We start from the raw sequence: 26,529 nt of genomic DNA on the forward strand, positions 1-26,529 counted from the left end.
TATCGAGTGCCGATTGAGTTTTGCTCCGTATGGGTCAACAATAGCGGCCACCACTAAAGGAATAGCGAATCAAGGTAACAGGAGAGCCTATGGCCGTCTGGGGTAGGGGACTCAGGGCAAAGTCCGTGCTCGCGTTGTTGCTGGCCTGCCTGCTGGCCTTTATCCCGGCCGGCGGCGTCGGCTGGCGGATGCTGGCCTCGGTGCAGGAACACTTCGGCCTGGCCTATGCCCGCAATTTCACCCAGCTGAACCGGCAGAACATACTGGTGCCGCTGTCGCGGGATCTGGCCCTGGCCCGGCGTTTCGCCGACTCGGTGCTGACCCGCCAGTGGCTGCGGGAAGAGGCGGACGCCGACAAGAAGGCCCTGCTGCTCCGGGAGGCCGACGGTTTCGCCGGTGATTTCAGCAGCCACTCCTATTTCCTGATCAGCGCCGGCAGCCGCGACTACTACTACCGGGAGGCGGGTGCGCCCTTCACCGGCGAGCCCCGGTACCGGCTCGACCCCGACAGCCCCGACGATCGGTGGTTCTTCAATATCCTGGCCAGCGGCGACAAGCTCAATATCAACGTCAACCGCGATACCCGGCTCGGCACCACCCGGGTGTGGCTGAACGTGCTGGTGGAAGAGGAGGGCATCCCCCTCGGCCTGGCCGGCACCGGCATCGATCTGACCCGCTTCATCCAGGATTTCATCGCCACCGATGAGCTGGGGGTGACGCCGATGATCATCGACGGGCAGGGCGCCTTCCAGGCCCATCCGGACCCTGATCTCATCGCCCTGGGCTCGGCTGCCGGCATCCGTGGCGACCAGCGCCACCTGCCCGATCTGCTCGGCTCACCGGAAGAGGGGGATCGCCTGGCTCAACTGCTGCGGGAGGCCGCCTCGGCTCCCGAGTCGGTCGGTACCGGCTGGTTCACCCTGGACGGACGGCGCCAGCTGCTGGCGGTGAGCTTCATTCCTGAACTCGGCTGGTATGTGGTGACGGCGGTGGACATGAACGCGGCCCAGGTGTTGGAGGCCGGTTTCGTCAACAACGCCCTGGCGGCCTTCGCCATCATGATGGCGGTGTTGCTGCTGGCGCTGGTCTACGCGGTGGACAGGATCATGCTCAGGCCGCTGCGCCGGCTGCAGGGTTCGGCCACCGCCATCGCCCAGGGGCGTTACGATGTTTCGCTGCCGGCGCCGTCGGGGGACGAGATCGGCGATCTGAGCGAAGCCTTCGGGGTGATGGCGGACAAGGTGCGCAGCCACACCGAAGAGCTGGAACACAAGGTGCGCACCCGCACCCGCGAGCTGGAAGAGGCCAACCGCAAGATGCGCCAGGCCCACCAGCAGATCAACGATTCCATCGACTACGCCAGCCTGATCCAGCGCGCCATCCTGCCCGACCAGCAACTGACCAAGGTACTGGGCGAGCATCATTTCGTGCTCTGGCACCCGCGCGACGTGGTGGGCGGCGATTTCTACCTCTTCCACCCCGGCGAGCGGGAGCGGTTCCTGGTCGGGGTGGTGGACTGCGCCGGCCATGGGGTGCCCGGGGCCCTGATGACCATGCTGGCCCGGGCGGCGCTGGATCATGCCATCCGCGAGCGAGGCATCGCCTCGCCCGCCGCCATCCTGCAACTGACCGACACCACCCTGCGCGGCATGCTGCAGGACTGCGATCTGCCCCGGGGCCTGGCCACCAACATGGACGTGGGCCTGGCCTATGTGGCGCCGGCGGAGCGGCAACTGGTGTTCGCCGGCGCCAAGATGTCGCTGTACCACAGCGATGGCGGGCAGGTTGCCGAGGTCAAGGGCAGCCGGCGTACCCTGCTGGACCGGCGGGAGGTCCGTTTCGAGGATGTGCCGCTGGCGCTGAGGCCCGGGCATATCTATTATCTGGCCACCGATGGCTACCTGGATCAGGCAGGTGGCAGCAAGGGATTCGGCCTGGGCAGCAGCCAGTTCCGGGAGCTGTTGCGTACCCACGCCCAGCTGCCGCTGGCCGAGCAGGCCGAGGCGCTGAAGCGGGCGCTCGACCACTATCGGGGCGGCCATCCGCAGCGGGACGATATGACCCTGCTGGCCTTCAGGACAGACTCGTGTTGAATAAGGATTTTCTGATGCAACCCATTGATCTGCTCTCGATAAGGGAGCAATTTAACCGCAACCAGATATTGCTTTGTTTTAACGGCCCTATCTCCCGCAGCCTGATCGAAGAGATTGGCAACGCCCTCAAGAATTACCTGCAGGCGGAGAAGGCCCAGCCGTCGGCGGCGATGGACGTGTTCGGGGTCTATATCGAGCTGACCCAGAACATCCGCCATTACGCCTCCCGCCTGGGCTACGGCGACAGCGAGGGCTCGGCGACGGTGGTGGTGGCCCGCGACCCGGAGGGACACTACCTGGTGCTGGCGGGCAACCAGGTCGAACTGGCCGACGGCCAGGCGCTGTGCCGGCGCATCGACCAGCTGGCGACCATGGACAAGGCCGGGCTCAAGGCGGCCTACAAGACCCAGCTGCGTCGGCCGCGCGGCGACGACGTTGCCTCGGGCGCCGGCCTGGGGTTGCTGGACGTGGCCAGAAAATCGTCCCGTCCGATGGTCGCCAAGCTGGTGGAAACCGGGACCGGCCGGGGTTTTTTCAGTTTGTTGGCGGTGATATGAGCGACATGTCGGAGCTAGCTATGAATTCATTGAACGTGGCAGCCACCCAGTCCACCCCGGAGATCCGCTGCGATGCCGGCAGTGGGGTGGTGTGCATGCGGGGAGACTCCTACCCGGAGAACTCCTTCGAGTTTTTTACTGACGTCATCGAGTGGGTCGAACAGTTCCTGCAGCAGTCGGACACACCGCTGCGGCTGGAACTGCACCTCATCTACATGAACACCAGCAGCGTCAAGGCGATGATGGATATCTTCGACCTGCTGGAGGCGGCCTTTGCCAGGGGGGGCGAGGTCATGGTGCAGTGGTATTACGATCCGGACAACGAGCGGGTGGTGGAACTGGCCGAAGAGTTCCGGGAGGACTGCACCTTCCCCTTTGCGATAGTACCCCATGACTGAACCGGGCCGCCCGTCCGCCGGGGAGGATCCCGTCGCCTGGCTGGAATCGCTGCTGTGCGCCCCGGAGCACCGGGACAATCCCCTGCTGCCGGCGCTGGAGGTACTGCTGGCGCGGGATCGGGAGCAGCGTGCGCGGCTGGAACGGTTGCTGCGCATCTCCGACTGCAGTCACGACGTGGCGCGCTCCCATACCCAGGAGCTGCTGCAGCAGTACGACAAGCAGTTGCGCCGGCTGGAAAAGATCACCCGGATCTCGGACCGTTACCAGCAAAACCTGCTCGAGCTCAACGAACGGCTCCGCCAAGCGGCGCTGCGGGATCCGCTGACCGGGCTGGCCAACCGCCGGCTGCTGATGGCGCGCCTGCAGGAAGAGCAGGAACGCCAGCGGCGCACCGGCGAGGTGTTCAGCCTGGCCATGCTGGACGTGGATCATTTCAAGCGCATCAACGACGCCTTCGGCCACGACGCGGGGGATCAGGTGCTGTGTCGCATGGCCGGGGCGATAGAACGCCAGCTGCGCCGCTATGATCTCTGTGCCCGCTGGGGTGGCGAAGAGTTCCTGATCCTGCTGCCGGCCACACCCCTGGCCCAGGCCAGGCAGATGGCCGAACGGGTGATGACGGCGGTGCGCGAGATCAGCCTGGCGGACATCGACGAGGCCATTGCCCTGACCGCCAGCATCGGGTTGGTGCAGTGGCGGCCGGATGAAGGGATCGACGGCACCATCCAGCGAGCCGACAGCGCCCTGATCCAGGCCAAGCGCAACGGGCGCGACCGGCTGCAGATGGCGCCGTCATGAACGGGAGGAGACGCTGATGGCGACGATATTGGGGCCGGATGATTTTATCGACATGCCCTGGAAGAATGGCGGCGGGATGACCCGCGAGCTGTATCGCCTGAATGGCGGGCCGGGCGAGGACTTCGCACTGCGCCTGTCCATGGCCAGGGTCGGGCAGAGCGGGCCCTTTTCGTTTTTTCCCGGCATCGACCGGGTGCTGATGCTGGTGGAGGGCGAGGGCTTCGAACTTGGGCTGGACGATGGCAGCCGGCGGCGGCTGGCCGAGCCCTTCGTGCCGTTCCGGTTTGCGGGCGAGCAGGCGGTGGACTGCCGCCTGCTCGGCGGCGAATGCCTGGACTTCAACCTGATGACGGCCCGTACCTGGGGTCGGGCCGAGCCGATCGTCCATGCCCTGGCCGCCGGCCGGGGTTACCACGGCGAGCCCGGGCCGGGGCGGCTGTTGTACCTGCATGGCCCCGCGCCCCGGCTATGGGTGCTGGCGCCCGGCGAAACCCTGGAGCTCGAGCCCGGCGACCAGCCCCGGATACTGGTCGAGATCCTGCTCTATCCCCTGGCCGAACACGGAGCCTGACATGAACAGTTTGCCTTTTATCACCCGAGACACCGGCCCCCGGCCGGACGCCAGCATCATCTGGCTGCACGGCCTGGGCGCCGACGGCCATGACTTCGTTCCCATCGTGCCCGAGCTGCGGCTGCCGCCGGCGCTGCAGATCCGTTTCATCTTTCCCCATGCGCCCGCCATCCCGGTCACGGTGAACGGCGGCCTGGTGATGCCGGCCTGGTACGACATCCTGTCGATGCAGATCGAGCGCAAGGTGGACGAGGTGCAGCTCGGGGCCGCCGCCGCCGCCGTGCAGGAGCTGATCGGCCAGGAGCTGGCGCGGGGCGTCGACAGCCGTCGCATCCTGCTGGCGGGCTTTTCCCAGGGCGGCGCCGTGGCCTACCAGGCGGCGCTGAGCTTCGACCGGCCCCTGGCGGGCCTTATCGCCATGTCCACCTATTTTGCCACCGCCGACTCCATCGATCTCCACGAGTCCAACCGGCAACTGCCGGTGCAGGTGCTGCACGGCAGCCGGGATCCGGTGGTGCCCGAACAGCTCGGCCTGCAGGCCTGCCACCGGCTGGAGCAGTTCGGCCTGTTGCCGGAATACCACAGTTACCCCATGGAGCACGGCCTGTGTCCGGCGGAAATCGCGGATATCTCCCGCTTCATCCGCCGTTGTCTGGCCGGCGACCCCTCATCCTGATAGCGAGAACGCACATGAACCTGGAACAATTGCAGACACAACTGGCACAGCAACCCGAGCACATCGAGTTCGGCGAGGTGATCGCCCTGATCGACAGCCTGTACGACTTTACGCCCGCCGCCTTCACCAACGGCGAGCAGGACAATCCGGCGGGGCAGAACAACGGCTCCTGCAAGCTGTTTGCCTTTGCCCGGCTGCAGGGCTTTACCGAGGAGGAAACCCTGGCCTGCTTCGGCGCCTTTTACCGGGAGGATGTGCTCGGGCACCCGGAGGGCGGGGATCATCAGAACATCCGCAATTTCATCAAAACCGGCTGGTTGGGCATCGAATTCGCCGACCAGCCGCTCAGCCCCAAAGCCTGATCCGAGGACAGCCCCATGGCCGGAGCCAGTTTGCTCACCCTGCTCGACGATATCGCCAGCGTACTGGATGACGTGTCCCTGATGACCAAGGTGGCGGCCAAGAAGACCGCCGGCGTACTGGGCGACGATCTGGCGCTGAACGCCCAGCAGGTTTCCGGGGTCAGCGCCGACCGGGAGCTGCCGGTGGTCTGGGCGGTGGCCAGGGGCTCGCTGTACAACAAGCTGATCCTGGTGCCGGCGGCGCTGTTGATCAGCACCCTGGCGCCCTGGGCCATTCTGCCGCTGCTGATGCTGGGCGGCGCCTTCCTCTGCTTCGAGGGGGCGGAAAAACTGCTGCACGGCCTGGGGCGGGAGCCGGACGGCCACGCCCGCCAGCCGCCCGAGCCGGTGGATCTGGTGGCATTCGAGCGCGACAAGATAAAGGCGGCGATCCGTACCGATTTCATCCTGTCCGCCGAGATTATCGTCATCACCCTGGGCACCGTGGCCGGGGCGGGTTTCGGCATGCGGCTGGCGGTGCTGGCCGGTATCGGCCTGCTGATGACGGTGGGGGTCTATGGCCTGGTGGCCGCCATCGTCAAGCTGGACGACGCCGGCCTCTACCTGAGCCGCCAGGGCGCGCCCTGGCGCCGGCTGGGACTGTTTCTACTCGCCGCCTGTCCCTACCTGATGAAGTTGCTGTCGGTGGTGGGCACCGCCGCCATGTTCCTGGTGGGCGGCGGCATTCTGTTGCACGGCCTGCCGTTCGCCGAGAACTTTGTGCACCACTGGGCCGACCTTATCGCCGGGGTGCCCGGCATCGGTGCCGTGCTGGCCTGGCTGGTGCCCGGCCTGCTCAACGGCCTGGCCGGGGTGGCCGCCGGCGCCCTGGTACTGGCGGCGGTCTCGCTGTTCGGCTGGCTGCACCGGCCGGCCCGTTAGCGGATCCGGGTCCGGTACCAGGCCAGCAGGTTGCGGCTGCGGTAGCTGAGCAGGGCCAGCAGGATCAGCAGGCAGCCGAGGATCTTCTGCGGCGGCATGGGTTCGTGGTACCAGAACACGCTGATCAGCACCGTCCACACCGGCTCCAGCATCATGATGATGGCGGCGTTGGCCACGTTGCTCAGTTTCTGTCCCGTGGTCTGGCAGGCGAAGCGCAGCGAGGTGGCCAGCAGCACGCTGGCGACAAACCAGCCCCAGATATGGGAAGGCACGCTGTCCGGCCAGTGTTCGAACAGGGCGGAATAGAGCAGGTTGATCACCCCGGTCACCGCCAACTGGATACAGGTGAGCGCCACCGGCGGAATGCGCCGGGCGAAGCGGCTGTTGAGGTTGAAGTAGAGCGCCATCGACAGCGACGCCAGCAGGAACAGCAGCTGGCCGAGGGACAGGCTGAGCCCGCTGCCCATGGTGAGCAGGAACAGGCCGGCCACGGCGATGGGCAGGGCGGTCCAGAAGGCGCGGGTGGGGCGCTCCTTGAACAGCACCCAGGCCAGCAGCGGCACCATCAGCATCGACAGGCTCATGATAAAGGCCCCTTCGCCGATGCCGGCGCTGTGGGACACCGCCTGGATCCAGCACAGCAGGTTCAGGCCCATGACGGTGCCCACGGCGGCGGCCCTGAGCAGGTTGGCCCGCGGAATGTCGCGCAGTTGGCGCCAGCAGAACGGCAGCAGCAGCAGGGCGGCGAGCAGGAAACGCCAGCCGACGAAGCCGGCGGCCGGCAACCCCTGAATCGCCTCCTTGGAAAACAGCCAGCCGGCGGAGGCCAGCAGGGTGGCCGCCAGGATAAAGAGATCGCCTCGCCGTTCCGGCAACATAGTTGACACCCCGATAGAGAAAGACAGCCCGCCCGGCGGGGGCGGTGGTGATGGCCATCGAAAGTTGCGATGGTAACTGAGTCGTCTACTCTATGCCATTCGGGAGCATTTGCACACACCGGGTTGTCAGATGGAGACGGTCGGGTGATGGCGTTCCATGATGGCTTTCAATGCCGCCATCTTGTCGGTGCTCGGCGGGGTGAGCCCGGCCAGCGGATAGGCCTGGCCGAAGCTGGCCCATTTGTGGCTGCCCAGGTTGTGGTAGGGCAGCAGCTCCACCTTTTCCACCGCCGGGCCCAGGCCGGCGATAAAGCGGCCGAGGGCGTCGATGTCGGCCTCGTCGTCGCTCCAGCCCGGCACCACCACGTGGCGGATCCACATGGCCTGGCCCCGTTCGGCCAGGTGCCTGGCCAGCGCCAGGGCGAAGCGGTTGCTGACCTGGGTCAGCGGGATATGCTGTTCGTCGCGGATATGCTTGAGATCGAGCAGCACCAGATCGGTGTTGTCGAGCAGCCGGTCGAGGGCGGCGTCGTGATGATGCACGAAGCCGTTGGTGTCCAGGCAGGTGTGCAGGCCCTGGGCCTGGCAGGCCTCGAACAATTCGGTGACGAAGGGCAGCTGCAGCAGGGGTTCGCCGCCGGAAACGGTAATGCCGCCGCCGGAAGCCTGCATAAAGGGCCGGTAGCTCAGCAGCTCCGGCATCAGCTCGGCCACCGTCACCTCGTGGCCGGTGTCGGTGTCCCAGGTATCCCGGTTGTGGCAGTACAGGCAGCGCATCAGGCAGCCCTGCATAAACACCAGGAAGCGGATGCCGGGACCGTCGACGGTGGCGCAGCTTTCGGTGGAATGGATTCGTCCGCTAATGGCCATGGTTCCTCCCCAAGACAAATAACAAGGATAGATGCGGTGGGCGGAGCCGCCTGCTGGCATTACCCTCAGACGGCGTCGGGGCTGGAAAGAGGCAACAGGGATGGCCTCCGCCGACCGTCACCTGCCAGGGATGGCAGGTGCGAGCGTACAGGGAGGTATTCACAGCGTGTCGGCGGAGGTGGCCCTGTTGCCTCTTCTCTGCGTCACATCAGACAGCCGGACTTGTGACGAAAAGTCCGGCTTCCAGCCCCCTACATCGACTCGGTAAAGGTCCGGGTGATCACATCCCGTTGCTGCTCGGGGGTCAGGGCGTTGAAGCGCACCGCGTAGCCCGACACCCTGATGGTCAGCTGGGGGTACTTGTCCGGGTGCTCGATGGCGTCGAGCAGCATCTCCCGGTTCATCACGTTGACGTTGAGGTGCTGGCCGCCCTCGCGTCCGGCCTCGTGATGGAAGTAACCGTCCATCAGCGCCGCCAGGTTGCGTTGCTGGCCTTCACCATCCTTGCCCAGCGCCTTCGGCACGATGGAGAAGGTGTAGGAGATCCCGTCCTTGGCGTGGCTGAAGGGCAGCTTGGCCACCGAGGTCAAGGAAGCCAGGGCGCCTTTCTCATCCCGGCCGTGCATGGGGTTGGCACCGGGGCCGAAGGGCTCCCCGGCACGGCGACCGTCCGGAGTGTTGCCGGTTTTTTTGCCGTACACCACGTTGGAGGTGATGGTCAGCACCGACTGGGTCGGAATGGCGTCCCGGTAGCAGGGGTGGGCCTGGATCTTGTCCATAAAGCGGCGCACCAGATCGCAGGCGATGTCGTCCACCCGGTCGTCGTTGTTGCCGAATTTAGGGAAATCGCCCTCTATCTCGAAATCCACCGCCAGTCCGGACTCGTCGCGCACCGGTTTCACCCTGGCGTACTTGATGGCGCTGAGGGAGTCGGCGGCCACCGACAGCCCGGCGATACCGCAGGCCATGGTGCGCACCACCTCCTTGTCGTGGAACGCCATCTGGATGGCCTCGTAGGCGTATTTGTCGTGACTGTAGTGGATCACGTTGAGGGCGGTCACGTACTGGGTGGCCAGCCAGTCCATCAGGCTGTCGAGGCGGCTCATCACCAGGCCATAGTCCAGCACCTCGCCCTGGAGCGGCTCGGCTGTGGGGCCGACCTGGATGTTCAGTTTCTCGTCCACACCGCCGTTGATGGCGTAGAGCAGGGTCTTGGCCAGGTTGGCGCGGGCGCCGAAGAACTGCATCTGCTTGCCCACCACCATGGGGGAGACACAACAGGCGATGGCATAGTCGTCGGAATCGAAGTCCACGCGCATCAGATCGTCGTTTTCGTACTGGATGGCGGAGGTGTCGATGGACACCCTGGCCACGTAGTCCTTGAACGCCCGCGGCAGTTGCTCGGACCAGAGCACGGTCAGGTTCGGCTCCGGGCTGGGGCCCATGTTGTACAGGCTGTGCAGGTAGCGGAAGCTGGTTTTGGTGACCAGGGGGCGGCCGTCCAGGCCCATGCCGGCCAGGGACTCGGTGGCCCAGATGGGGTCGCCGGAGAACAGCTCGTCATATTCCGGGGTACGCAGGAAACGGACCATGCGCAGCTTCATGATGAAGTGATCCACCAGCTCCTGGGCCTGGGCCTCGGTCAGGGCGCCTTCACGCCGATCCCGCTCGATATAAACATCGAGGAAAGTGGAGGTGCGTCCCAGCGACATGGCGGCGCCGTTCTGGGACTTGATGGCGGCCAGGTAGGCGAAGTACAGCCATTGCACCGCTTCCCTGGCATTGGCGGCGGGGCGACCGAGGTCGAAACCGTAGCCGGCGGCCATGGTCTTGAGATCGGCCAGGGCGCGTACCTGCTCGGCCAGCTCCTCGCGCAGTTGCAGGGTGCGGGAGAGATCGATGCCTGCTTCGAGGTCCGCCTGGGTGGAGGCGAGCTGGGCCTGTTTGTCCTGGATCAGGAAGTCCACGCCGTACAGGGCGCAGCGGCGGTAGTCGCCGATGATGCGGCCGCGGCCATAGGCATCGGGCAGGCCGGTGAGCACCCCGGACTTGCGGCAGTTGAGGATGTCCTGGGTGTAGAGGTCGAACACCGCCTGGTTGTGGGTCTTGCGGTAGTCGGAAAATACCTTGCTCACCTGCGGATCCAGCTCGCGGCCATAGGCCTGGCAGGAAGCCTCGACCATGCGCACGCCGCCATAGGGCATGATGGCGCGCTTGAGCGGCGCCTCGGTCTGCAGGCCGACCACCTGCTCCAGCTCCCGGTCGATGTAGCCGGGGGCGTGGGAGGTGATGGTGGACGGATTGCCGGTGTCGAAGTCGAGCGGGGCGTGGGTGCGGTTTTCCTCGGCGATGCCGATCATCACCTGCTCCCACAGGGCGAGGGTGGCCGGGGTCGGGCCGGCGAGGAAGCGGCCGTCGCCCTCGTAGGGGCTGTAGTTGGCCTGGATAAAGTCGCGTACCTTGACTTCCGTTTGCCAGCTTTCCCCACCGAAGCCACGCCAGGCGTGCTCTACGTTGTTGTTGACCTGTGCCATAAAAACCTCCGCTGAACGGGTGGTGGCGCCCTGGTGATAAAGGGCGGGCGCCATTACCGGATAGCGTCAGACTACTGCCGGGGAGGTAGCCGGCCTTTGATCTGGATCAAGCCTGGTTCCTGAATCTTTGTAATTTTACTACATTTTGATGTAACAACCGGTGCCGCCGCGACGTCAGCCACGGATCTCATCGGCGAGAGGGGAGCGGTGCCGTTTGCTGTGTGGTTCTTTGGTCACCCCCGCGAAGGCGGAAGTCCATCAGGCCCGGCCGGAAACAAGACCGAGACACTCCGCCCCTGGATGCCCGCCTTCGCGGGCATGACGGTTTTGCCCACCCCCATGTGGGGATTTGACCCTGGACGTGCCCTGTATCTACGGGGATTTGAGCCTGGTCGGAAGTACGCAATGTAGTAATAAATAGCATACCTGTCCCGGTGCCGACCTCGGGTGGGGCCCAGGCTTTTGTCAATCGTCGATTGTGCTAGAATGTGCGCACTTTTCTGCAAACAAGGATTCCCATGAAGGTAATCGAAGGGCTCATGGCCGCACCCGAGGCCAAGGTGGCCATCGTGGTGGCGCGCTTCAACAGCTTTATCAACGACAGCCTGGTGGCTGGCGCCCTGGACGTGCTCAAGCGCCAGGGACAGGTCGGCGATGACAACATCACCCTGGTTCGGGTACCGGGGGCAGTGGAGATCCCGCTGGTGTGCAAAAAACTCGCCAAGCGTGGCCAGTACGATGCCATTATCGCCCTGGGCTGTGTCATCCGCGGCGGCACCTATCACTTCGATCTGGTCGCCAACGAGAACAGCAAGGGCATGGCCGGCGTGATGATGGAATTTGAAGTGCCCATCGCCTTCGGCGTGCTGACCACCGAAAACATCGAACAAGCCATCGAGCGTGCTGGCACCAAGGCGGGTAACAAGGGCGCGGAAGCGGCCCTCAGCGCACTTGAAATGATCAACGTCCTGCAGCAGCTGGACTAAAAGGAGTACTGCATTGAAACCGTCTGAACGCCGCAAGGCCCGCCGTCTCGCCACCCAGGCCATTTACCAATGGCAGATGACCAGGGATAACGTCGCCGATATCGCCCAGCAGTTTGTGCTGGAACAGGATACCAAGGGCGTGGATCTGGATTATTTCCGTGATCTGCTGTTTGGGGTCTCGGTGCATGCCACCGAGCTGGACGCGGTGTTTTCTCCTTACCTGTCCCGTCCGCTCGCCGAGCTGGACGTGGTGGACAAGGCGGTGCTGCGGTTGGCCACCTACGAGCTGACCCGGCGTGAGGATGTGCCTTATCGGGTGGTGATCAACGAAGCCATCGAGTTGGCGAAGGCGTTTGCCGCCGAAGAGAGCCACAAGTTTGTGAACGGTGTGCTCGATAAGGTCGTCAAGCAGTTGAAAAAATAACGACAAGCATCGGGAAAAAGCCAGCAGCCGCTGGCTTTTCATTTTCTATGAATGAATTTGAAATAATAAAACACTATTTTACCGCCGACAGCGGCCGCAAGGACGTGATCATGGGGCCGGGGGACGACTGCGCCCTGCTGCAGGTCCCCGCCCAGACCCTGTTGGCGGTGAGCACGGACACCCTGGTCAGCGGGGTGCACTTTTTTGCGGATATGGAACCCTCGGCCCTCGGACACAAGGCGCTGGCGGTCAACTTGTCGGATCTGGCGGCCATGGGCGCGGATCCGCGCTGGGTTTCGCTGGCGCTGACCCTGCCCGCGGTCGACGAGGTGTGGATCAAGGGCTTTTGTGCCGGCTTCTTCGAGCTGGCGGAATATTACAACGTCGCCCTGGTGGGCGGTGATATGACCCGGGGGCCGTTGTCCATCACCGTCACCGTGCACGGCACCCTGCCCGAGGGCAAGGGACTCAGGCGCAACGGCGCCCGGATCGGGGACGGCATCTATGTCACCGGCACCCTGGGGGATGCGGCCCTGGGTCTGAAGGCGGCGCTCGGCGAGGCCAGGGTGCCGGCGGCCCACCTGGAGTTTGTGCGCAACAAGCTGGAACACCCCCATCCCCGCATCCTGGCGGGGCAGGCGCTGCGCGACATCGCCTCCAGTGCACTCGACATTTCCGATGGCCTGGCCGGGGATCTGGGGCACATAGTGACGGCCTCCGGGGTTCGTGCCCAGCTGGAGCTGGAGCAGTTGCCCCTGAGCGAGGCCATGCTGGCCTCGGTGTCCAGGGAGCAGGCCTGGCAACTGGCGCTGACCGGCGGTGACGACTACGAGCTGTGCTTTACCGTGCCCGAGTCGCATCGCGGTCTGCTGGACACCGCCTTGTCCCACTGCGGGGTCAAGTTCACCCGCATCGGCCGGCTGGTTCCCGGCGAGCCGGGACTCGAGCTGCTGGCCGACGGAGGCCCCTGCGAGCTCGATCTCCACGGCTGGGATCATTTCCGGAGCCGGCCATGAGAAAGCCCGAGCTGGCGGCGCTCAGGCTGTCCAATCCGCTGCACCTGCTGGCCCTGGGCTTCGGCTCCGGCCTGAGCCCGGTGATGCCCGGCACCATGGGCACCCTGGCGGCGATCCCGCTCTACTGGCTGGTGCAGGGGCTGCCGCTCGGCTGGTACCTGCTGTTGCTGGCGCTGGGCTTCGTGGCCGGCATCAAAATCTGCGAGGCGGCCACCAACGCCATCGGCCGCCACGATCACGGCGCCATCGTGTGGGACGAGATCATCGGTTTCGGCATCACCATGATAGCGGCGCCGGCGGGCTGGGGCTGGATCGCGGCTGGCTTCGTGCTGTTCCGCTTCTTCGATATCGTCAAGCCCTGGCCCATCCGCTGGTTCGACCGCCGGGTGCATGGCGGTTTCGGCATCATGCTGGACGACGTTATCGCCGGCCTGTTCGCCCTGGCCTGTCTGCAGGGGCTGGCCGTCCTGTTGTAGCCGCCAAGGGCCCGGATTCGCCGTTGTCCCGGGGATGCCGTCAGCAGCATGGCGGCATCCCCGGTCTTTTTTCGCGACGCAAACGTTTTCCTCTTCCCATTCCCCGATCCCGCTCACTGTCCGCCATTCGGACGCTTGCTTTTTAGAGTAAAATTTCTATTCTATTTCACTGCGAGGCGATCTACTTTAAGACGCAGTATTAGTCATAAATTCTGAATGTGCCGTCATGAGTGAAGTTTGTTACTAATTTTGTGAGATTGATCCGGATATATGAGGTTCCGTTTTTTGAGAACGGGCTTACAATACTTGCAAATGTTACTTTTTTGTTGCCGTCGTCCCGTGTATTCAAAACGGGTCGCGAATAAAGTCGTTATGCGGCCCGGGCGCCGGGGCTGGTCGGCAACGGGCGTTGAAGCCGCAGCGGTGTCGAGCCACCGCCGCTATCAAGGATGCCGTATCGAGGGGCTTGCCCCGGTTAAGGATGAACATGTCCCTGCTAGAAGTGAAACACCTGCGGATCGAGTATCCGTCCCGCCACGGCGTCATGGCCGCCGTCGAAGATCTTTCCTTCAACATCGAAAAGGGTGAAATACTCGGGGTGGTCGGTGAGTCCGGCGCCGGCAAGTCGACCATCGGCAACGCCGTCATCGACCTGCTGAGCCCGCCCGGGCGCATCGCCAGCGGCGACGTTTACCTGGACGGGGAAAAAATTTCCGACCTGGATCCCGCGGCCATCCGCGCCGTGCGCGGCCGGCGCATCGGTTTTATCTTCCAGGATCCCATGACCTCGCTCAATCCGCTGTTCACGGTGGAATACCAGATGGTGGAGACCCTGCTGGCCAATACCGGCATGAGCCGGGAGCAGGCCCGCAAGAAGGCGGTGTCGTTGCTCGAGGCGGTGGGCATTCCCCAGCCCGAGCTGCGCATCAAACAGTATCCGCACCAGTTTTCCGGCGGCATGCGCCAGCGGGTGGTGATCGCCATCGCCCTGTCGTGCGATCCGGAGCTGATCATCGCCGACGAGCCCACCACCGCCCTGGACGTGTCCATCCAGGATCAGATCCTCACCCTCATCCGCACCCTGTGCAAGGAGCGCAACGTGGGCTGCATGCTGGTCACCCACGACATGGGCGTGGTGTCGAACGTGACCGACCGGGTGGCGGTGATGTACCGCGGCCGGCTGGTGGAAATCGGCCCTACCGCCAAGGTGCTGGGCACGCCTACACCCGCAGTTTGATCTCCGCCGTGCCCCGCTCCGACGTCAAGCTGGTGCGCTTCCCGCTGGTGTCCTATATCGAGGATGCCAAGGAAATGAGCCACCTGGATCTCAAGCATCACTGGTTGGGCCAGAGCCAGGATCAGCGGCAATATCAGGGTGCCCTGCTCAGGGTGGAGCACTGCAACCTGCGCTTCGTGACCAGGGATTCCTTCTTCCCCTCGCGCCGGGAATACCTGCAGGCCACCAACGACGTCAGCTTCGAGATCGTCGAAGGCGAAACCTTCGGCCTGGTGGGGGAGTCCGGCTCCGGCAAGTCCACCATCGCCCGCGCCATCACCGGCCTCTATCCGCCCGACAGCGGCCAGATCTGGTTCGAAGGCATCGAGCTCACCGCCATCAAGACCGAGCAGGAACGCCGCCCCCTGCGCCGGCAGATGCAGATGGTGTTCCAGAATCCCTATTCCTCCCTCAATCCGCGCATGCGGGTGGAGGACATCATCGCCGAGCCGATCCGCTTCCACCGACTGGCCGGGAGCGAGGCGCAGACGCGCGGCATCGTCGCCGACCTGCTCGACTACGTGGGCCTGGGCCGGGCGGCGGGGGTCAAGTTTCCCCACGAATTTTCCGGCGGCCAGCGCCAGCGCATCTCCATCGCCCGGGCCCTGGCCACCCGGCCGCGGCTGCTGATCTGCGACGAGCCTACCTCGGCGCTGGATGTCTCGGTGCAGGCACAAATCCTCAACCTGCTCAAGGATTTGCAGGACGAACTCAGGCTGACCATGCTGTTCATCAGCCACGATCTGCCGGTGATCCGGCAGATGTGCGACCGTATCGGGGTGATGAAAAAAGGCACCCTGGTGGAGGTGGCGCCGACCGAACAACTCTTTACCCAGGCGGCGGATCCCTACAGCCGCTCGCTGATTTCCCTGATGCCCGAATTCAAGGGCATGTCCCGGGAAGGTCTGGATATTTCAGACGTGGCCGCCGGCCAAAACTAATCCCATCGACGGAGTGTGAAATGAAAAAAGGACTCAACAAAGTAACAGCGGCGCTGCTTGCCGCCGGTTTCGCCTTCAGCCTGCAGGCGGCGGACATCACCATCGCCTACGACTCGGATCCCACCTCCATGGATCCCCACGAGCAGTTGTCGGGCCAGACCCTGGAGATGTCGCACCTGCTGTTCGACCCCCTGGTGCGCTGGACCAAGGAGTTCGACTTCGAGCCCCGGCTGGCGGAAAAGTGGGAGCGGATCGACGAGGAAACCATGCGTTTCCACCTGCGCCAGGGCGTCAAGTTTCACAGCGGCAACGACTTCACCGCCGACGACGTGGTCTGGACCTTCAACCGGCTGAAGGAATCCCCCGACTTCAAGGCCATCTTCGAGCCCTTTGTCGAGGCGGTGAAGGTGGACGATCATACCGTGGATCTGGTGACCACCGGCCCCTTCCCGCTGGTGCTGAACACCGTGACCTACCTGTTCCCGATGGACTCCCAGTTCTACAGCGGCACTACCGAGGACGGCAAGGACAAGGGAGAAGTGGCCAAACACGGCAGCTCCTTCGCCTCCACCAACACCTCGGGCACCGGCCCCTTCAAGCTCAAGTTCCGCCAGCAGGGGGTGAAGGTGGAATACGAGCGCCATGCCGACTACTGGGACAGCAACTCGCCGGGCAATGTGGATAACATCACCCTGGTGCCGATCAAGGAAGACGCCACCCGGGTGGCCGCCCTGCTGGCCGGCGACGTGGACTTCATCAAGCCGGTGTCCCCCAACGACCACGACCGGGTCAAGGCCGCCAGCGACGTCAAGCTGGTGACCGAGTCCGGTACCCGCATCATCACCTTCCAGCTCAACCAGGACCGCTTCGAGCCGTTCAGGGATGTGCGGGTGCGCCAGGCGGTGAACTACGCCATCAACCAGGAGGGCATCGTCCAGCGTATCATGCGCGGCTTCGCCACCACCGCCGGCCAGCAACCGCCCGCCGGTTACGTGGGCCACAACCCCGAGCTCAAGCCGCTGTTCGATCTGGACAAGGCCAGGCAGCTGATGGCGGAGGCCGGCTACCAGGACGGCTTCAAGATCAGCATGATCGCCCCCAACAACCGCTACGTGAACGACTTCCGCATCGCCGAAGCGGTGAAGGCGATGCTGGCGCGCATCAATATCGAGGTGGACCTGAAGACCATGCCGGTGGCCCAGTACTGGCCGGAGTTCGACAAGTGTGCCGCCGACATGCTGATGATCGGCTGGCACTCGGACACCGAGGACACCGCCAACTTCTCAGAATTCCTGACCATGACCCGCAACAGCGAAACCGGTCGCGGCCAGTATAACTGCGGCCATTACGCCAACGCGGAACTCGACGGCCTGATCGAGGCGGCCAACCTGGAGACCGATACCGGCAAGCGGGAAGCCATGTTGCAGCGGGCCGAGAAGATCCTCTACGACGACGCCGCCTTCGTGCCCCTGCACTGGCAGGATCTGGCCTGGGGTGCGCGCAACAACGTGGAGGCCGAGCCCATCGTCAACGCCATGGACTTCCCCTACCTGGGCGACCTGGTGGTGAAGGAGTAAGACTTCGGGGTTAAAACCGGGGACTTGGGATTGGGGACTGGTGCTGGCTTAATCCCGAGTCCCGAGTCCCGAGTCCCGAGTCCCGGGATTTTATCCCCAGTCCTCAATCCCGCTATTGGAATTTTACAAAGATGTTGACGTTTTTACTGAAACGAGTGTTCCAGGCCCTGATCGTGATGTTTGTCATCAGCCTGGTGGCCTTTTCCATCCAGGACAACCTGGGCGACCCCCTGCGCGAGCTGGTGGGACAATCGGTGTCGGAAGAGGTGCGCCAGCAGATGCGGACCGAGATGGGGCTGAACGATCCCTTTATGGTCAAGTACAGCCGCTTCGTCGGCAATGCGCTGCAAGGGGACTTCGGCACTTCCTATTTCTTCAAGCAGCCGACCATTGAGGTCATCTTCGAGAAGCTGCCGGCGACCCTTGAGCTGGTGTTCTGTGCCAGCCTCATCATTATCGCCCTGAGCATACCGCTGGGGGTGTATTCGGCGATCAAGCCCCGCTCCATCCTGTCCAGGGCGATCATGGGGGTGAGCATCATCGGCATTTCGGTACCGGTGTTCCTCACCGCCATCCTGCTGATGTATGTGTTTTCCATCGAGCTCGGCTGGTTGCCGGCCTATGGCCGGGGCGAGCTGAGCAGCCCGCTGGGGTGGGACTCGGGGCTGTTCAACTGGCAGGGCTTTCGCAACCTGATACTGCCGAGCATAGCGCTGTCGTCGATCATGCTGCCGTTGTTCATCCGTCTGGTGCGTTCCGAGATGCTGGAGCAGCTCAGTGCCGAATACGTCAAGTTCGCCTGGGCCAAGGGCCTGGACAAGTACCGCATCTGGTTCATCCACGCCCTGAAGAACACCTTGCTGCCGCTGATCACCGTGGGCGGGGTGCAGATCGGCACCATGGTGGCCTACACCATCCTCACCGAGACGGTGTTCCAGTGGCCGGGCATCGGCCTGCTGTTCCTCGAGTCCATCAACCGGGTGGACACGCCGCTGATCACCAGCTACGTGATCTTCGTCGGCTTCATCTTCGTGGTGACCAACACCATCGTCGATTTGATCTACGGTCTGGTCAACCCGACCGTCAACCTGGCCGCCAAGGGGTGAGCACCATGAGTACAGACGTCAGCCTGAGCCGCTGGGCCCGCTTCAAACAATCGGATTTTTTGTATCACTTCCTGCGCGACAAGGTGGCCATGATCAGCTTCGCGGTGTTCGTGGCGCTGGCGGCGGCGGCCTTTTTGTCGCCGCTGATCGCGCCCCACAACCCCTATGACCTGGCCACCATCGACATCCTCGATTCCGAGCTGCCGCCGAACTGGCTGCCGGGCGGCGACGAGCGCTTCATGCTCGGCACCGACGTGCAGGGGCGCGACATCTTCAGCACCATCCTCTACGGCTCCCGGGTGTCGCTGATGATCGGCCTGGGCGCGGTGGCGCTGCAGCTGGCCATCGGCATCGTGGTGGGGCTGTCCGCCGGCTACTTCGGCGGGCGCGTCGACAACCTGCTGATGCGCATCGCCGACGTGCAGCTGTCCTTCTCCACCATGATGGTGGCCATCATCGTCTCGGCGGTGTTCCAGGCCACCCTGGGCGCCGATTTCTACGCCCAGTACGCGGTGCTGATGCTGGTGGTGATCATCGGCCTGGCCGAATGGCCCCAGTACGCCCGCACTATCCGCGCCACCGTGCTGGCGGAGAAGAAAAAGGAGTACGTGGAGGCGGCCCAGGTGATGGGCTTCAAGTCCATGCGCATCATGTTCCGCCACATCCTGCCCAACTGCCTGTCGCCGATACTGGTGATTTCCACGGTGCAGGTGGCCAACGCCATCATGAGCGAGGCGGCGCTGTCCTTCCTCGGCCTCGGCATGCCGGTGGACAAGCCTTCGCTGGGGTCGCTGATCAGCATGGGCTTCAGCTACATCTTCTCCGGCTCCTGGTGGATCACCGCCTTCCCCGGCATCTACCTGGTGGTGCTGGTGCTGGTGATCAACCTGCTCGGCGACTGGCTCAGGGACGTGTTCAATCCCAAGATCTACAAGGGGTAAACGCCTGGCCGAGGCGGCTTAAGGACTGTGACTGAAGACTGGGGGTTTGGGAGTCTTGCCCGACTCTCAATCCAATCTCCAGACTGCGGGATCGTGCGACTGACGTTGCGCCTATGAGGAGCAGCGTCAAGGTGCCAGACGGTAACCTGATGCATTGGCACAGGCGCGGCGTTATGATCGGCGTTTTGCCCCAGTTCAGATCAACGGAGCCCTCGTCTTGCTGACCCTGCTGTTCAACCGTTTTCCCGCTCTTTCCCGCCGGCGCCTGTCCGGTGGGCTGATCCTGCTTTCCATGGCGCTGGTGGCCGCCGGGCTGCTGGGAATGCCGGTGGCGCGGACCTGGGCCGGGGCGGGGTACTGGATGGCGGCGGCCCTGCTGTGGCCGGCGCTGGCCCGGCGCAATCGCATCCAGGCGCTGCTGCTGCTGGCCATCGGTGGCCTGTGCCTGGCCTGGAGTGCCGGGCTGGGCGCGGCCGTGGAGGTGGAGCGCATCGTGGCCAGCAACAGCGGCCTGTTGTCGATGCTGGTGGCGGTGAGCTTTCTGGGGCTGGTGAGCCGGCCCGCTACCGAAGGCGACGAACGGCTGCCCCGGGGGCGGCGGGCGGTGGCTTCCACCCTGGGGGCGGTGCATCTGTTCGGCTCCGTCATCAACCTGTCGTCGGTGTTCATCATCGGTGATCGCCTGGCCCGGCGGGGCACGCTCAGCCGGGAGCAGGCCATCGTGCTGATCCGGGGCTTTACCGCCGCCGCCTTCTGGTCGCCCTTCTTCGCCGCCATGGCGGTGGCGCTGAGCGTGGCGCCCGGTGCGGATCTGGCCCGCCTCTGGCTGGTGAGCATGCCGCTGGCCCTGCTGGCCATGGCACTCACCTTCTGGCAGCTGTGCCGGCAAGGGACGGGGGGAGAGGCCAGCGCGGTGAGCGAGTTCAGGGGCTATCCGTTGCATGCGGGCAGCCTGGTGCTGCCGGCCCTGCTGGCGGCGTGCGTGCTGCTGTTGCACGAATGGCGGCCGGCGTTGTCTATCCTGGCGGTGATCACCCTGCTGGTGCCGGCACTCAGCCTGGCGGTGGTGGTGGCCGGCCGGCGCTCGCCGCTGGCGGCGCTGGGGCAACTGGTGAACGGCCGGCTGCCGCAGATGGGCAACGAACTGGCGCTGTTTCTCACCGCCGGCGTGCTGGGTTACGGCCTGGAAAGCCTGATCGCCGCCTGGGGCGGCACCCTGCCGCTCGCGAGCTTCGGGGCACTGGAGGCGAGCCTGACCTACCTGGCCACGGTGCTGTTGTCGCTGCTGGGCATTCACCCCATCATCTGCATCGCGCTGGCGGGCTCGGTGCTGGCGCCGCTGTCGCCCGACCATACCCTGCTGGCACTGGTGTTTCTGTCGTCCTGGGCGGTGGGCACCCCCACCGGGCCCCTGTCCGGTATCAACCTGGCGTTTCAGGGCCGCTACGGGCTGGACTCATTCCGCATCATGCGCTGGAACCTGGGCTATCTGGGAGTGATGTCGGCGCTGGTGGTGCTGGCCATCTGGCTGCTGGCCGCCCTGCTCGGGGTGGATTAGTGCCGGTCGCGGTGCCCGTATCGCGTTTTGAACGGTGCCCGGCGGCCCCCCCGACCCCGGCCGGAGGGAAGGCAGGCCTCGCGCCGCAAAAACGGGCGCGGGCCCGGAGCCGGTATCCGGTCCGGCGCGCCGGCCCTTGTTTGAAAAATGCGCGATCCGGTGTTCTGGCCATTTGCGCACGCCTGGGTTCTACTGCATAATGTGCGCCTCGAAAAACTGATGTGCGGTGTGTCGGTACTCTTCACATGCTCCGTCTACTTCTTCAATCAACCATATAAAGTTGCATCATGTCCGAATTATCCAAATACAGAAATATTGGTATCTTTGCTCACGTTGACGCGGGCAAAACCACCACCACCGAACGTATCCTCAAGCTGACCGGCAGGATCCACCGGATTGGTGAAGTACATGATGGTGAGTCCACCACCGACTTCATGGAACAGGAAGCCGAGCGCGGTATTACCATCCAGTCCGCGGCGGTCAGTTGTTTCTGGAAAGACCACCGTTTTAACGTTATCGACACCCCCGGACACGTTGACTTCACCGTTGAAGTGTACCGCTCCCTGAAAGTACTGGATGGCGGTATCGGTGTTTTCTGTGGTTCCGGCGGTGTTGAACCCCAGTCAGAAACCAACTGGCGTTACGCGAACGAATCCGAAGTGGCCCGTATCATCTTCGTCAACAAGCTGGACCGTATCGGTGCCGACTTCCTGCGCGTTGTTCAGCAGACTCGCGACGTGCTGGCCGCCAACCCGGTGGTGATGGTGCTGCCTATCGGTGTCGAAGACGAGTTCAAGGGTGTGGTCGACCTGCTGACCCGCAAGGCCTACATCTGGGACGAAACCGGACAGGCTGAAAACTACGTTGTCGAAGACGTTCCGGCCGACATGGTTGACATGGTGGAAGAGTACCGTGAAAAACTGGTTGAAAGCGCCGTCGAGCAGGACGACGACCTGATGGAAGCCTACATGGAAGGTGAAGAGCCCTCCATCGAGGACATCAAGCGTTGCATCCGCAAGGGTACCCGCACCATGGCCCTGTTCCCGACCTACTGTGGCTCCGCGTTCAAGAACAAGGGCATGCAGCTGGTACTGGACGCCGTTGTTGATTACCTGCCGAGCCCGACCGAAGTCGACCCCCAGCCGCTGACCGACGAAGAAGGCAACGAAACCGGCGAACACGCCATCGTTGACCCCGAGGCACCGCTGAAAGCACTGGCGTTCAAGATCATGGACGACCGTTTCGGTGCCCTGACCTTCGTGCGTCTTTACTCCGGTCGCCTCAAGAAGGGTGATACCATCCTTAACAGCGCCACCGGCAAAACCGAGCGTATCGGCCGTATGGTTGAGATGCAGGCCAACGAGCGTAACGAACTGGACTCGGCCCAGGCCGGTGACATCATCGCCATCGTCGGTATGAAAAACGTGCAGACCGGTCACACCCTGTGTGATGTCAAGCACCCCTGCACCCTGGAAGCCATGGTGTTCCCGGAGCCGGTGATCTCCATCGCCGTTGCGCCGAAAGACAAAGGCGGTTCCGAGAAGATGGGTATCGCTATCGGCAAGATGATCGCCGAAGATCCGTCCTTCCGCGTTGAAACCGACGAAGATTCTGGTGAAACCATTCTTAAGGGCATGGGTGAACTGCACCTGGACATCAAGGTTGACATCCTCAAGCGTACCTACGGCGTCGAGCTGATCGTGGGTGAGCCGCAGGTGGCCTACCGCGAAACCATCACCGCCGAAGTGGAAGACAGCTACACCCACAAGAAGCAGTCTGGTGGTTCCGGTCAGTACGGCAAGATCGACTACATCATCCGTCCCGGCGAGCCGAACACCGGCTTCGTGTTCAAGTCCACCGTGGTCGGCGGTAACGTACCCAAGGAATTCTGGCCCGCGGTCGAGAAAGGTTTCGGCAGCATGATGAACACCGGTACCATCGCCGGTTTCCCGGTGCTGGACGTTGAATTCGAACTGACCGACGGTGCCTACCACGCCGTTGACTCCTCGGCCATCGCGTTCGAAATCGCCGCCAAGGGTGCCTTCCGTCAGTCCATCGCCAAAGCCAAGCCGCAACTGCTCGAGCCGGTGATGAAAGTGGACGTGTTCAGCCCGGAAGACAACGTGGGTGACGTGATCGGCGACCTGAACCGTCGCCGCGGCATGATCAAGGATCAAAACGCCGGCGTGACCGGTGTGCGCATCAAGGCCGACGTTCCGCTGTCCGAAATGTTCGGTTACATCGGTTCACTGCGTACCATGACTTCCGGCCGTGGCCAGTTCTCCATGGAGTTCTCGCACTACACCGCCTGCCCGGCCAACGTATCCGAAAAAGTGGTTGCCCAGGTGAAAGAACGCAAGGCCGCCGAAGCCAAGAAGTAATGCCGGCTTAAGCCTGCGCATTCAACAAAAACCGCTGCCGGAGCAGCGGTTTTTTTATGCCAGTTCCGGGACCGGCCATCAAAAAACGGCGAAGCCACCCGGCTTCGCCGTTTTTCATCGGCCAGCTCAGCGCTGCCGATATTCCGCTATGCTGCTGACCATGCCGTCCGCGTCCAGGCCCAGTTTGGCCAGGATCTGCGGCTGGCTGCCCTGCTCGATAAAGTGGTCCGGCAGGCCCAGGTTCAGTACCGGTACCGGCTTTTTATGGCGCATCAGGCACTCGTTCACCGCCGAGCCGGCGCCGCCCATGACGGCGTTTTCCTCTACCGTCACCAGCAGTTCATGATCATCCAGCAGGGAGAGCAGCAGGGCTTCATCCAGCGGTTTCACAAAACGCATGTCCACCAGGGTGGCATCCAGTTGCGCGGCGGCCACTTCGGCCTCGGCCAGCAGGGTGCCGAAGTTGAGCAGGGCTACCTTGCCGCCCCGGCGCAGCACCCGTCCCTTGCCCAGTGCCAGCGCCGTCATCTGCTCATCGATCCCGGCGCCGCGGCCGTTGCCGCGCGGGTAGCGCACCGCCGCCGGGCCCGGGTGCCGGTAGCCGGTGTAGAGCATCTGCCGGCATTCGTTCTCGTCGGCGGGGGTCATGATCACCATATTGGGCACGGTGCGCAAAAAGCTTAAGTCGAAGGCGCCCTGGTGGGTGGGGCCGTCGGCGCCGACGATGCCGGCCCGGTCGATGGCGAACAGCACGTCCAGGTTCTGCAACGCCACGTCGTGGATCAGCTGATCGTAGGCCCGCTGCAAAAAGGTGGAGTAGATGGCCACCACCGGTTTTTTGCCCTCTATCGCCAGCCCCGCCGCCAGGGTGACCGCGTGTTGCTCGGCGATGGCCACGTCGAAATAGCGCTTGGGGTATTCCCGGGAGAAGCGCACCAGCCCGGAGCCTTCGCGCATTGCCGGGGTAATGGCCATCAGCCGGGGATCCATCCTGGCCATGTCGCACAGCCAGGTGCCGAAAATGGCGGAATAGGAGGGGCCGGACGAGGCGCTTTTGGGCAGCGCATTCTGGCTGGGATCGAACCTGGGTACGCCATGGTAGCCAATAGGGTCCTGCTCGGCGGGCAGGTAGCCCTTGCCCTTGCGGGTCATCACGTGCAGGAACTGTGGGCCCTTGAGCTTGCGCATGTTGCGCAGGGTTTCCACCAGGGTCTCGATGTCGTGGCCGTCGATGGGGCCCACGTAATTGAAGCCGAATTCCTCGAACAGGGTGCCGGGCACCACCATGCCCTTGAGGTGTTCCTCGGTGCGCCGCGCCAGCTCCTTGAGCGGCGGCACCATCTCCAGCGCCTTCTTGCCCCCTTCGCGCAGGGTGCTGTAGAGGGAGCCGGACATGATCCGCGCCAGGTGGTTGTTGAGCGCGCCCACGTTCTCGGAGATCGACATCTCGTTGTCGTTGAGGATCACCAGCATGTCCTTGTGGATATCGCCGGCGTGGTTGAGCGCCTCGAAGGCCATGCCGGCGGTCAGGGCGCCATCGCCGATCACCGCCACCACCTTGCGGCCCTTCCTTTCTTCATCGGCGGCGATGGCCATGCCCAGCGCGGCCCCGATGCTGGTGCTGGAGTGGCCCACCGACAGGGTGTCGTATTCGCTCTCTTCCCGCCAGGGGAAGGGGTGCAGCCCCTGATACTGGCGGATGCTGCCCATGCGTTCGCGCCGGCCGGTGAGGATCTTGTGCGGGTAGGCTTGGTGCCCCACGTCCCATACCAGGCGGTCGAAGGGGGTGTTGTAGACGTAATGCAACGCCACCGTCAGCTCCACCACCCCCAGCCCCGAGGCCAGGTGGCCGCTGCTGCGGCTCACCGAATGCAGCAGGTAGGAACGCAGCTCCTCGCACAGGGTGGGCAGCCGCTCCTGGGGCAGGCTGCGCAATTCGTCGGGCAGGTTGGCCAGCGCCAGGGTAGGGTAATCGGCAATATTCAGACTCATAAGCTTATTATTATCCTCGCCCTAAAAGTCGCGTTTAACGATGTAGTGAGCGAATGCTTCCAGTGTTTGGGTGTTGTAGGGAATATCCGCCAGTGCCGCCAGCGCCTGCTGGTGCAGCTCGCCGGCCAGCCGCCGGGCGCCGTCCAGGCCGAGCAGGGCCGGGTAGGTGCTCTTCTGCTGGGCCAGATCCTTGCCCTGGGTCTTGCCCAGGGTTTGGGTGTCGGCGGTGATGTCCAGGATGTCGTCCTGCACCTGGAACGCCAGGCCGATGGCCTCCGCATAGCGGCTCAGGGCCGCCAGGTGGGCTTCGTCCAGCCGGCTGGCGCACAGGGCGCCGAGGCGCACGGCGGCACGGATCAGCGCTCCGGTCTTGTGGCGGTGAATAGACTCGAGCGTGGCCCGATCGACGCCTCGGCCCTCGTATTTGATGTCCAGCGCCTGGCCGCCGCACATGCCGCCGTAGCCGCTGGCCCGGGCCAGCTCCTGCACCATGCGCAGCCGGCGGCCGGCATCGAGGCCATCGTCCTGGTGACGGCTGAGCAGCTCGAAGGCCAGGGTTTGCAGGGCGTCGCCGGCGAGAATGGCGGTGGCTTCGTCGAACGCCTTATGCACCGTCGGTTTGCCCCGGCGCAGGTCGTCATCGTCCATCGCCGGCAGATCGTCGTGGATCAGGGAGTAGGCGTGCACGCATTCGATGGCGGCGGCGGCGGCGTCCAGGGTGCGCGGGTGGTCGGCGCCCAGCACCTCGCCGCTGGCATACACCAGCAGGGGCCGCACCCGCTTGCCGCCCTGCAGCAGGCCGTATTCCATGGCGGCCTTCAGCTCCGGCGCCAGGCCGTCGAGGTCGTCCAGGGCGGCGGAGAGCACCCCGGCGATGCGCGGGCCGTACTGCTGCTGCAACAGCGCCACGCTCACTTCTGTGGCTCCTGCCCGGGGCCGAAGGCCGCCAGCTGTTCGCCGTCCTGCTGTAGCAGTATCTGTACCTGCTGTTCGGCCTGGCTCAGGCGCTGTTGACCGGCGCGCGCCAGCTGGATCCCGCGCTCGAAGGATTTGAGTGCCTGCTCCAGGCTCAGCTCGCCTTCTTCCAGCTGGTTGACCAGACCTTCCAGTTCGCTCAGGGCGCTTTCAAAATCCATGTTTTCCGGTTTTTTGGTGGCCACGGGATCCCCTGTCATTCGCTTGCCAAATTGGCGCCA

23 protein-coding genes and 1 pseudogene are annotated in these 26,529 nt (G+C 64.1%); 18 read left to right on the forward strand and 6 right to left on the reverse strand.

From position 1 onward, the window contains the following. Positions 1-89 precede the first annotated feature (89 nt). From siaA to C7H85_RS12470, 8 genes are read left to right on the forward strand one after another with little or no spacing between them, the layout of a single operon-like run. Positions 90-2,093 carry a biofilm regulation protein phosphatase SiaA gene (gene siaA, locus C7H85_RS12435; protein WP_106730029.1) on the forward strand — a complete coding sequence of 668 codons (2,004 nt, stop codon included), beginning with the start codon at positions 90-92 and terminating at the stop codon, positions 2,091-2,093. A 14-nt stretch (positions 2,094-2,107) separates the two neighbouring features. Further along, positions 2,108-2,650: a biofilm regulation protein kinase SiaB gene (gene siaB, locus C7H85_RS12440; RefSeq protein ID WP_106730030.1), complete on the forward strand. Its 543-nt coding sequence runs from the start codon at positions 2,108-2,110 to the stop codon at positions 2,648-2,650. A 20-nt stretch (positions 2,651-2,670) separates the two neighbouring features. Continuing rightward, positions 2,671-3,048: a biofilm regulation phosphoprotein SiaC gene (gene siaC / locus C7H85_RS12445; protein ID WP_106730031.1), complete on the forward strand. Its 378-nt coding sequence runs from the start codon at positions 2,671-2,673 to the stop codon at positions 3,046-3,048. Further along, positions 3,041-3,847, forward strand: coding sequence for a biofilm regulation diguanylate cyclase SiaD (siaD, locus tag C7H85_RS12450; RefSeq protein ID WP_106730032.1), 807 nt, complete (start codon positions 3,041-3,043; stop codon positions 3,845-3,847). The genes siaC and siaD overlap by 8 nt, the downstream gene beginning before the upstream one ends. Positions 3,848-3,863: 16 nt before the next feature. Further along, the gene (locus tag C7H85_RS12455) at positions 3,864-4,418 is read left to right on the forward strand and encodes a HutD/Ves family protein (protein WP_106730033.1); all 555 of its coding nucleotides are present in this window, start codon (positions 3,864-3,866) and stop codon (positions 4,416-4,418) included. Between the two features lies 1 nt (position 4,419). Then, positions 4,420-5,094 (forward strand): alpha/beta hydrolase, encoded by a 675-nt coding sequence (locus tag C7H85_RS12460; protein ID WP_106730034.1) that lies wholly within the window; start codon positions 4,420-4,422, stop codon positions 5,092-5,094. Between the two features lie 14 nt (positions 5,095-5,108). Continuing rightward, complete coding sequence (locus tag C7H85_RS12465) at positions 5,109-5,456, forward strand: HopJ type III effector protein (RefSeq protein WP_106730035.1); 348 nt, start codon at positions 5,109-5,111, stop codon at positions 5,454-5,456. A gap of 15 nt (positions 5,457-5,471) precedes the next feature. Next, the gene (locus tag C7H85_RS12470) at positions 5,472-6,377 is read left to right on the forward strand and encodes a DUF808 domain-containing protein (protein ID WP_106730036.1); all 906 of its coding nucleotides are present in this window, start codon (positions 5,472-5,474) and stop codon (positions 6,375-6,377) included. Here C7H85_RS12470 and C7H85_RS12475 read toward each other — a convergent pair. The 3 genes from C7H85_RS12475 to pflB all read right to left on the reverse strand — a co-directional run bounded on the left by C7H85_RS12475 (position 6,374) and on the right by pflB (position 10,659). Continuing rightward, complete coding sequence (locus C7H85_RS12475; protein ID WP_106730037.1) at positions 6,374-7,255, reverse strand: DMT family transporter; 882 nt, start codon at positions 7,253-7,255, stop codon at positions 6,374-6,376. The genes C7H85_RS12470 and C7H85_RS12475 overlap by 4 nt on opposite strands. Before the next feature lie 126 nt (positions 7,256-7,381). Continuing rightward, on the reverse strand, positions 7,382-8,125 hold the full coding sequence (pflA, locus tag C7H85_RS12480) for a pyruvate formate lyase 1-activating protein (protein WP_106730038.1): 744 nt from the start codon (positions 8,123-8,125) through the stop codon (positions 7,382-7,384). A 251-nt stretch (positions 8,126-8,376) separates the two neighbouring features. Continuing rightward, positions 8,377-10,659 (reverse strand): formate C-acetyltransferase, encoded by a 2,283-nt coding sequence (gene pflB, locus C7H85_RS12485; protein ID WP_106730039.1) that lies wholly within the window; start codon positions 10,657-10,659, stop codon positions 8,377-8,379. Positions 10,660-11,177: 518 nt separating this feature from the next. Here pflB and ribH point away from each other — a divergent pair. The 10 genes and pseudogenes from ribH (at position 11,178) to fusA (ending at position 23,341) form a co-directional block, all read left to right on the forward strand. Beyond that, complete coding sequence (ribH, locus tag C7H85_RS12490) at positions 11,178-11,645, forward strand: 6,7-dimethyl-8-ribityllumazine synthase (RefSeq protein ID WP_106730040.1); 468 nt, start codon at positions 11,178-11,180, stop codon at positions 11,643-11,645. Between the two features lie 13 nt (positions 11,646-11,658). Next, positions 11,659-12,069, forward strand: a complete 411-nt coding sequence (gene nusB, locus C7H85_RS12495; protein WP_106730041.1) for a transcription antitermination factor NusB — start codon at positions 11,659-11,661, stop codon at positions 12,067-12,069. Between the two features lie 47 nt (positions 12,070-12,116). Next, positions 12,117-13,085, forward strand: a complete 969-nt coding sequence (thiL, locus tag C7H85_RS12500) for a thiamine-phosphate kinase (RefSeq protein WP_106730042.1) — start codon at positions 12,117-12,119, stop codon at positions 13,083-13,085. Further along, entirely contained in the window at positions 13,082-13,561 is a 480-nt protein-coding gene (locus tag C7H85_RS12505; RefSeq protein WP_106730043.1) for a phosphatidylglycerophosphatase A family protein, read from the forward strand. The genes thiL and C7H85_RS12505 overlap by 4 nt, the downstream gene beginning before the upstream one ends. Positions 13,562-14,048: 487 nt before the next feature. After that, positions 14,049-15,778 (forward strand): annotated as a pseudogene (locus C7H85_RS12510) (dipeptide ABC transporter ATP-binding protein). A 20-nt stretch (positions 15,779-15,798) separates the two neighbouring features. Next, positions 15,799-17,355, forward strand: coding sequence for an ABC transporter substrate-binding protein (locus tag C7H85_RS12515; RefSeq protein ID WP_106730044.1), 1,557 nt, complete (start codon positions 15,799-15,801; stop codon positions 17,353-17,355). A 131-nt stretch (positions 17,356-17,486) separates the two neighbouring features. Next, positions 17,487-18,461 (forward strand): ABC transporter permease, encoded by a 975-nt coding sequence (locus C7H85_RS12520; protein ID WP_106730045.1) that lies wholly within the window; start codon positions 17,487-17,489, stop codon positions 18,459-18,461. A gap of 5 nt (positions 18,462-18,466) precedes the next feature. Then, positions 18,467-19,402 carry an ABC transporter permease gene (locus C7H85_RS12525; protein ID WP_106730046.1) on the forward strand — a complete coding sequence of 312 codons (936 nt, stop codon included), beginning with the start codon at positions 18,467-18,469 and terminating at the stop codon, positions 19,400-19,402. Between the two features lie 217 nt (positions 19,403-19,619). Then, positions 19,620-20,960: a hypothetical protein gene (locus C7H85_RS12530; protein WP_106730047.1), complete on the forward strand. Its 1,341-nt coding sequence runs from the start codon at positions 19,620-19,622 to the stop codon at positions 20,958-20,960. Between the two features lie 287 nt (positions 20,961-21,247). Beyond that, positions 21,248-23,341 carry an elongation factor G gene (gene fusA / locus C7H85_RS12535; protein WP_106730048.1) on the forward strand — a complete coding sequence of 698 codons (2,094 nt, stop codon included), beginning with the start codon at positions 21,248-21,250 and terminating at the stop codon, positions 23,339-23,341. A 126-nt stretch (positions 23,342-23,467) separates the two neighbouring features. Here fusA and dxs read toward each other — a convergent pair whose 3' ends face one another. From dxs to xseB, 3 genes are read right to left on the reverse strand one after another with little or no spacing between them, the layout of a single operon-like run. Further along, complete coding sequence (dxs, locus tag C7H85_RS12540) at positions 23,468-25,333, reverse strand: 1-deoxy-D-xylulose-5-phosphate synthase (RefSeq protein WP_106730049.1); 1,866 nt, start codon at positions 25,331-25,333, stop codon at positions 23,468-23,470. Between the two features lie 21 nt (positions 25,334-25,354). Further along, positions 25,355-26,248, reverse strand: a complete 894-nt coding sequence (gene ispA, locus C7H85_RS12545; protein ID WP_425445070.1) for a (2E,6E)-farnesyl diphosphate synthase — start codon at positions 26,246-26,248, stop codon at positions 25,355-25,357. Beyond that, entirely contained in the window at positions 26,245-26,508 is a 264-nt protein-coding gene (xseB, locus tag C7H85_RS12550) for an exodeoxyribonuclease VII small subunit (RefSeq protein WP_210433646.1), read from the reverse strand. The genes ispA and xseB overlap by 4 nt, the downstream gene beginning before the upstream one ends. Between the last annotated feature and the right edge of the window lie 21 nt (positions 26,509-26,529).

The organism is Zobellella endophytica (assembly GCF_003012775.1).
GTDB lineage: Bacteria > Pseudomonadota > Gammaproteobacteria > Enterobacterales > Aeromonadaceae > Oceanimonas > Oceanimonas endophytica.

Bases quoted from the DNA above. Each gene is read 5' to 3' on its own strand.
- C7H85_RS12525 (WP_106730046.1), top strand. From the start codon at position 18,467: ATGAGTACAGACGTCAGCCTGAGCCGCTGGGCCCGCTTCAAACAATCG.
- xseB (WP_210433646.1), bottom strand. From the start codon at position 26,508: ATGACAGGGGATCCCGTGGCCACCAAAAAACCGGAAAACATGGATTTT.
- C7H85_RS12470 (WP_106730036.1), top strand. From the start codon at position 5,472: ATGGCCGGAGCCAGTTTGCTCACCCTGCTCGACGATATCGCCAGCGTA.
- siaA (WP_106730029.1), top strand. From the start codon at position 90: ATGGCCGTCTGGGGTAGGGGACTCAGGGCAAAGTCCGTGCTCGCGTTG.
- dxs (WP_106730049.1), bottom strand. From the start codon at position 25,333: ATGAGTCTGAATATTGCCGATTACCCTACCCTGGCGCTGGCCAACCTG.
- C7H85_RS12455 (WP_106730033.1), top strand. From the start codon at position 3,864: ATGGCGACGATATTGGGGCCGGATGATTTTATCGACATGCCCTGGAAG.
- pflB (WP_106730039.1), bottom strand. From the start codon at position 10,659: ATGGCACAGGTCAACAACAACGTAGAGCACGCCTGGCGTGGCTTCGGT.
- C7H85_RS12515 (WP_106730044.1), top strand. From the start codon at position 15,799: ATGAAAAAAGGACTCAACAAAGTAACAGCGGCGCTGCTTGCCGCCGGT.
- C7H85_RS12505 (WP_106730043.1), top strand. From the start codon at position 13,082: ATGAGAAAGCCCGAGCTGGCGGCGCTCAGGCTGTCCAATCCGCTGCAC.
- pflA (WP_106730038.1), bottom strand. From the start codon at position 8,125: ATGGCCATTAGCGGACGAATCCATTCCACCGAAAGCTGCGCCACCGTC.
- C7H85_RS12465 (WP_106730035.1), top strand. From the start codon at position 5,109: ATGAACCTGGAACAATTGCAGACACAACTGGCACAGCAACCCGAGCAC.
- siaB (WP_106730030.1), top strand. From the start codon at position 2,108: ATGCAACCCATTGATCTGCTCTCGATAAGGGAGCAATTTAACCGCAAC.
- C7H85_RS12520 (WP_106730045.1), top strand. From the start codon at position 17,487: ATGTTGACGTTTTTACTGAAACGAGTGTTCCAGGCCCTGATCGTGATG.
- thiL (WP_106730042.1), top strand. From the start codon at position 12,117: ATGAATGAATTTGAAATAATAAAACACTATTTTACCGCCGACAGCGGC.
- C7H85_RS12460 (WP_106730034.1), top strand. From the start codon at position 4,420: ATGAACAGTTTGCCTTTTATCACCCGAGACACCGGCCCCCGGCCGGAC.
- fusA (WP_106730048.1), top strand. From the start codon at position 21,248: ATGTCCGAATTATCCAAATACAGAAATATTGGTATCTTTGCTCACGTT.
- siaD (WP_106730032.1), top strand. From the start codon at position 3,041: ATGACTGAACCGGGCCGCCCGTCCGCCGGGGAGGATCCCGTCGCCTGG.
- siaC (WP_106730031.1), top strand. From the start codon at position 2,671: ATGAATTCATTGAACGTGGCAGCCACCCAGTCCACCCCGGAGATCCGC.
- C7H85_RS12475 (WP_106730037.1), bottom strand. From the start codon at position 7,255: ATGTTGCCGGAACGGCGAGGCGATCTCTTTATCCTGGCGGCCACCCTG.
- ribH (WP_106730040.1), top strand. From the start codon at position 11,178: ATGAAGGTAATCGAAGGGCTCATGGCCGCACCCGAGGCCAAGGTGGCC.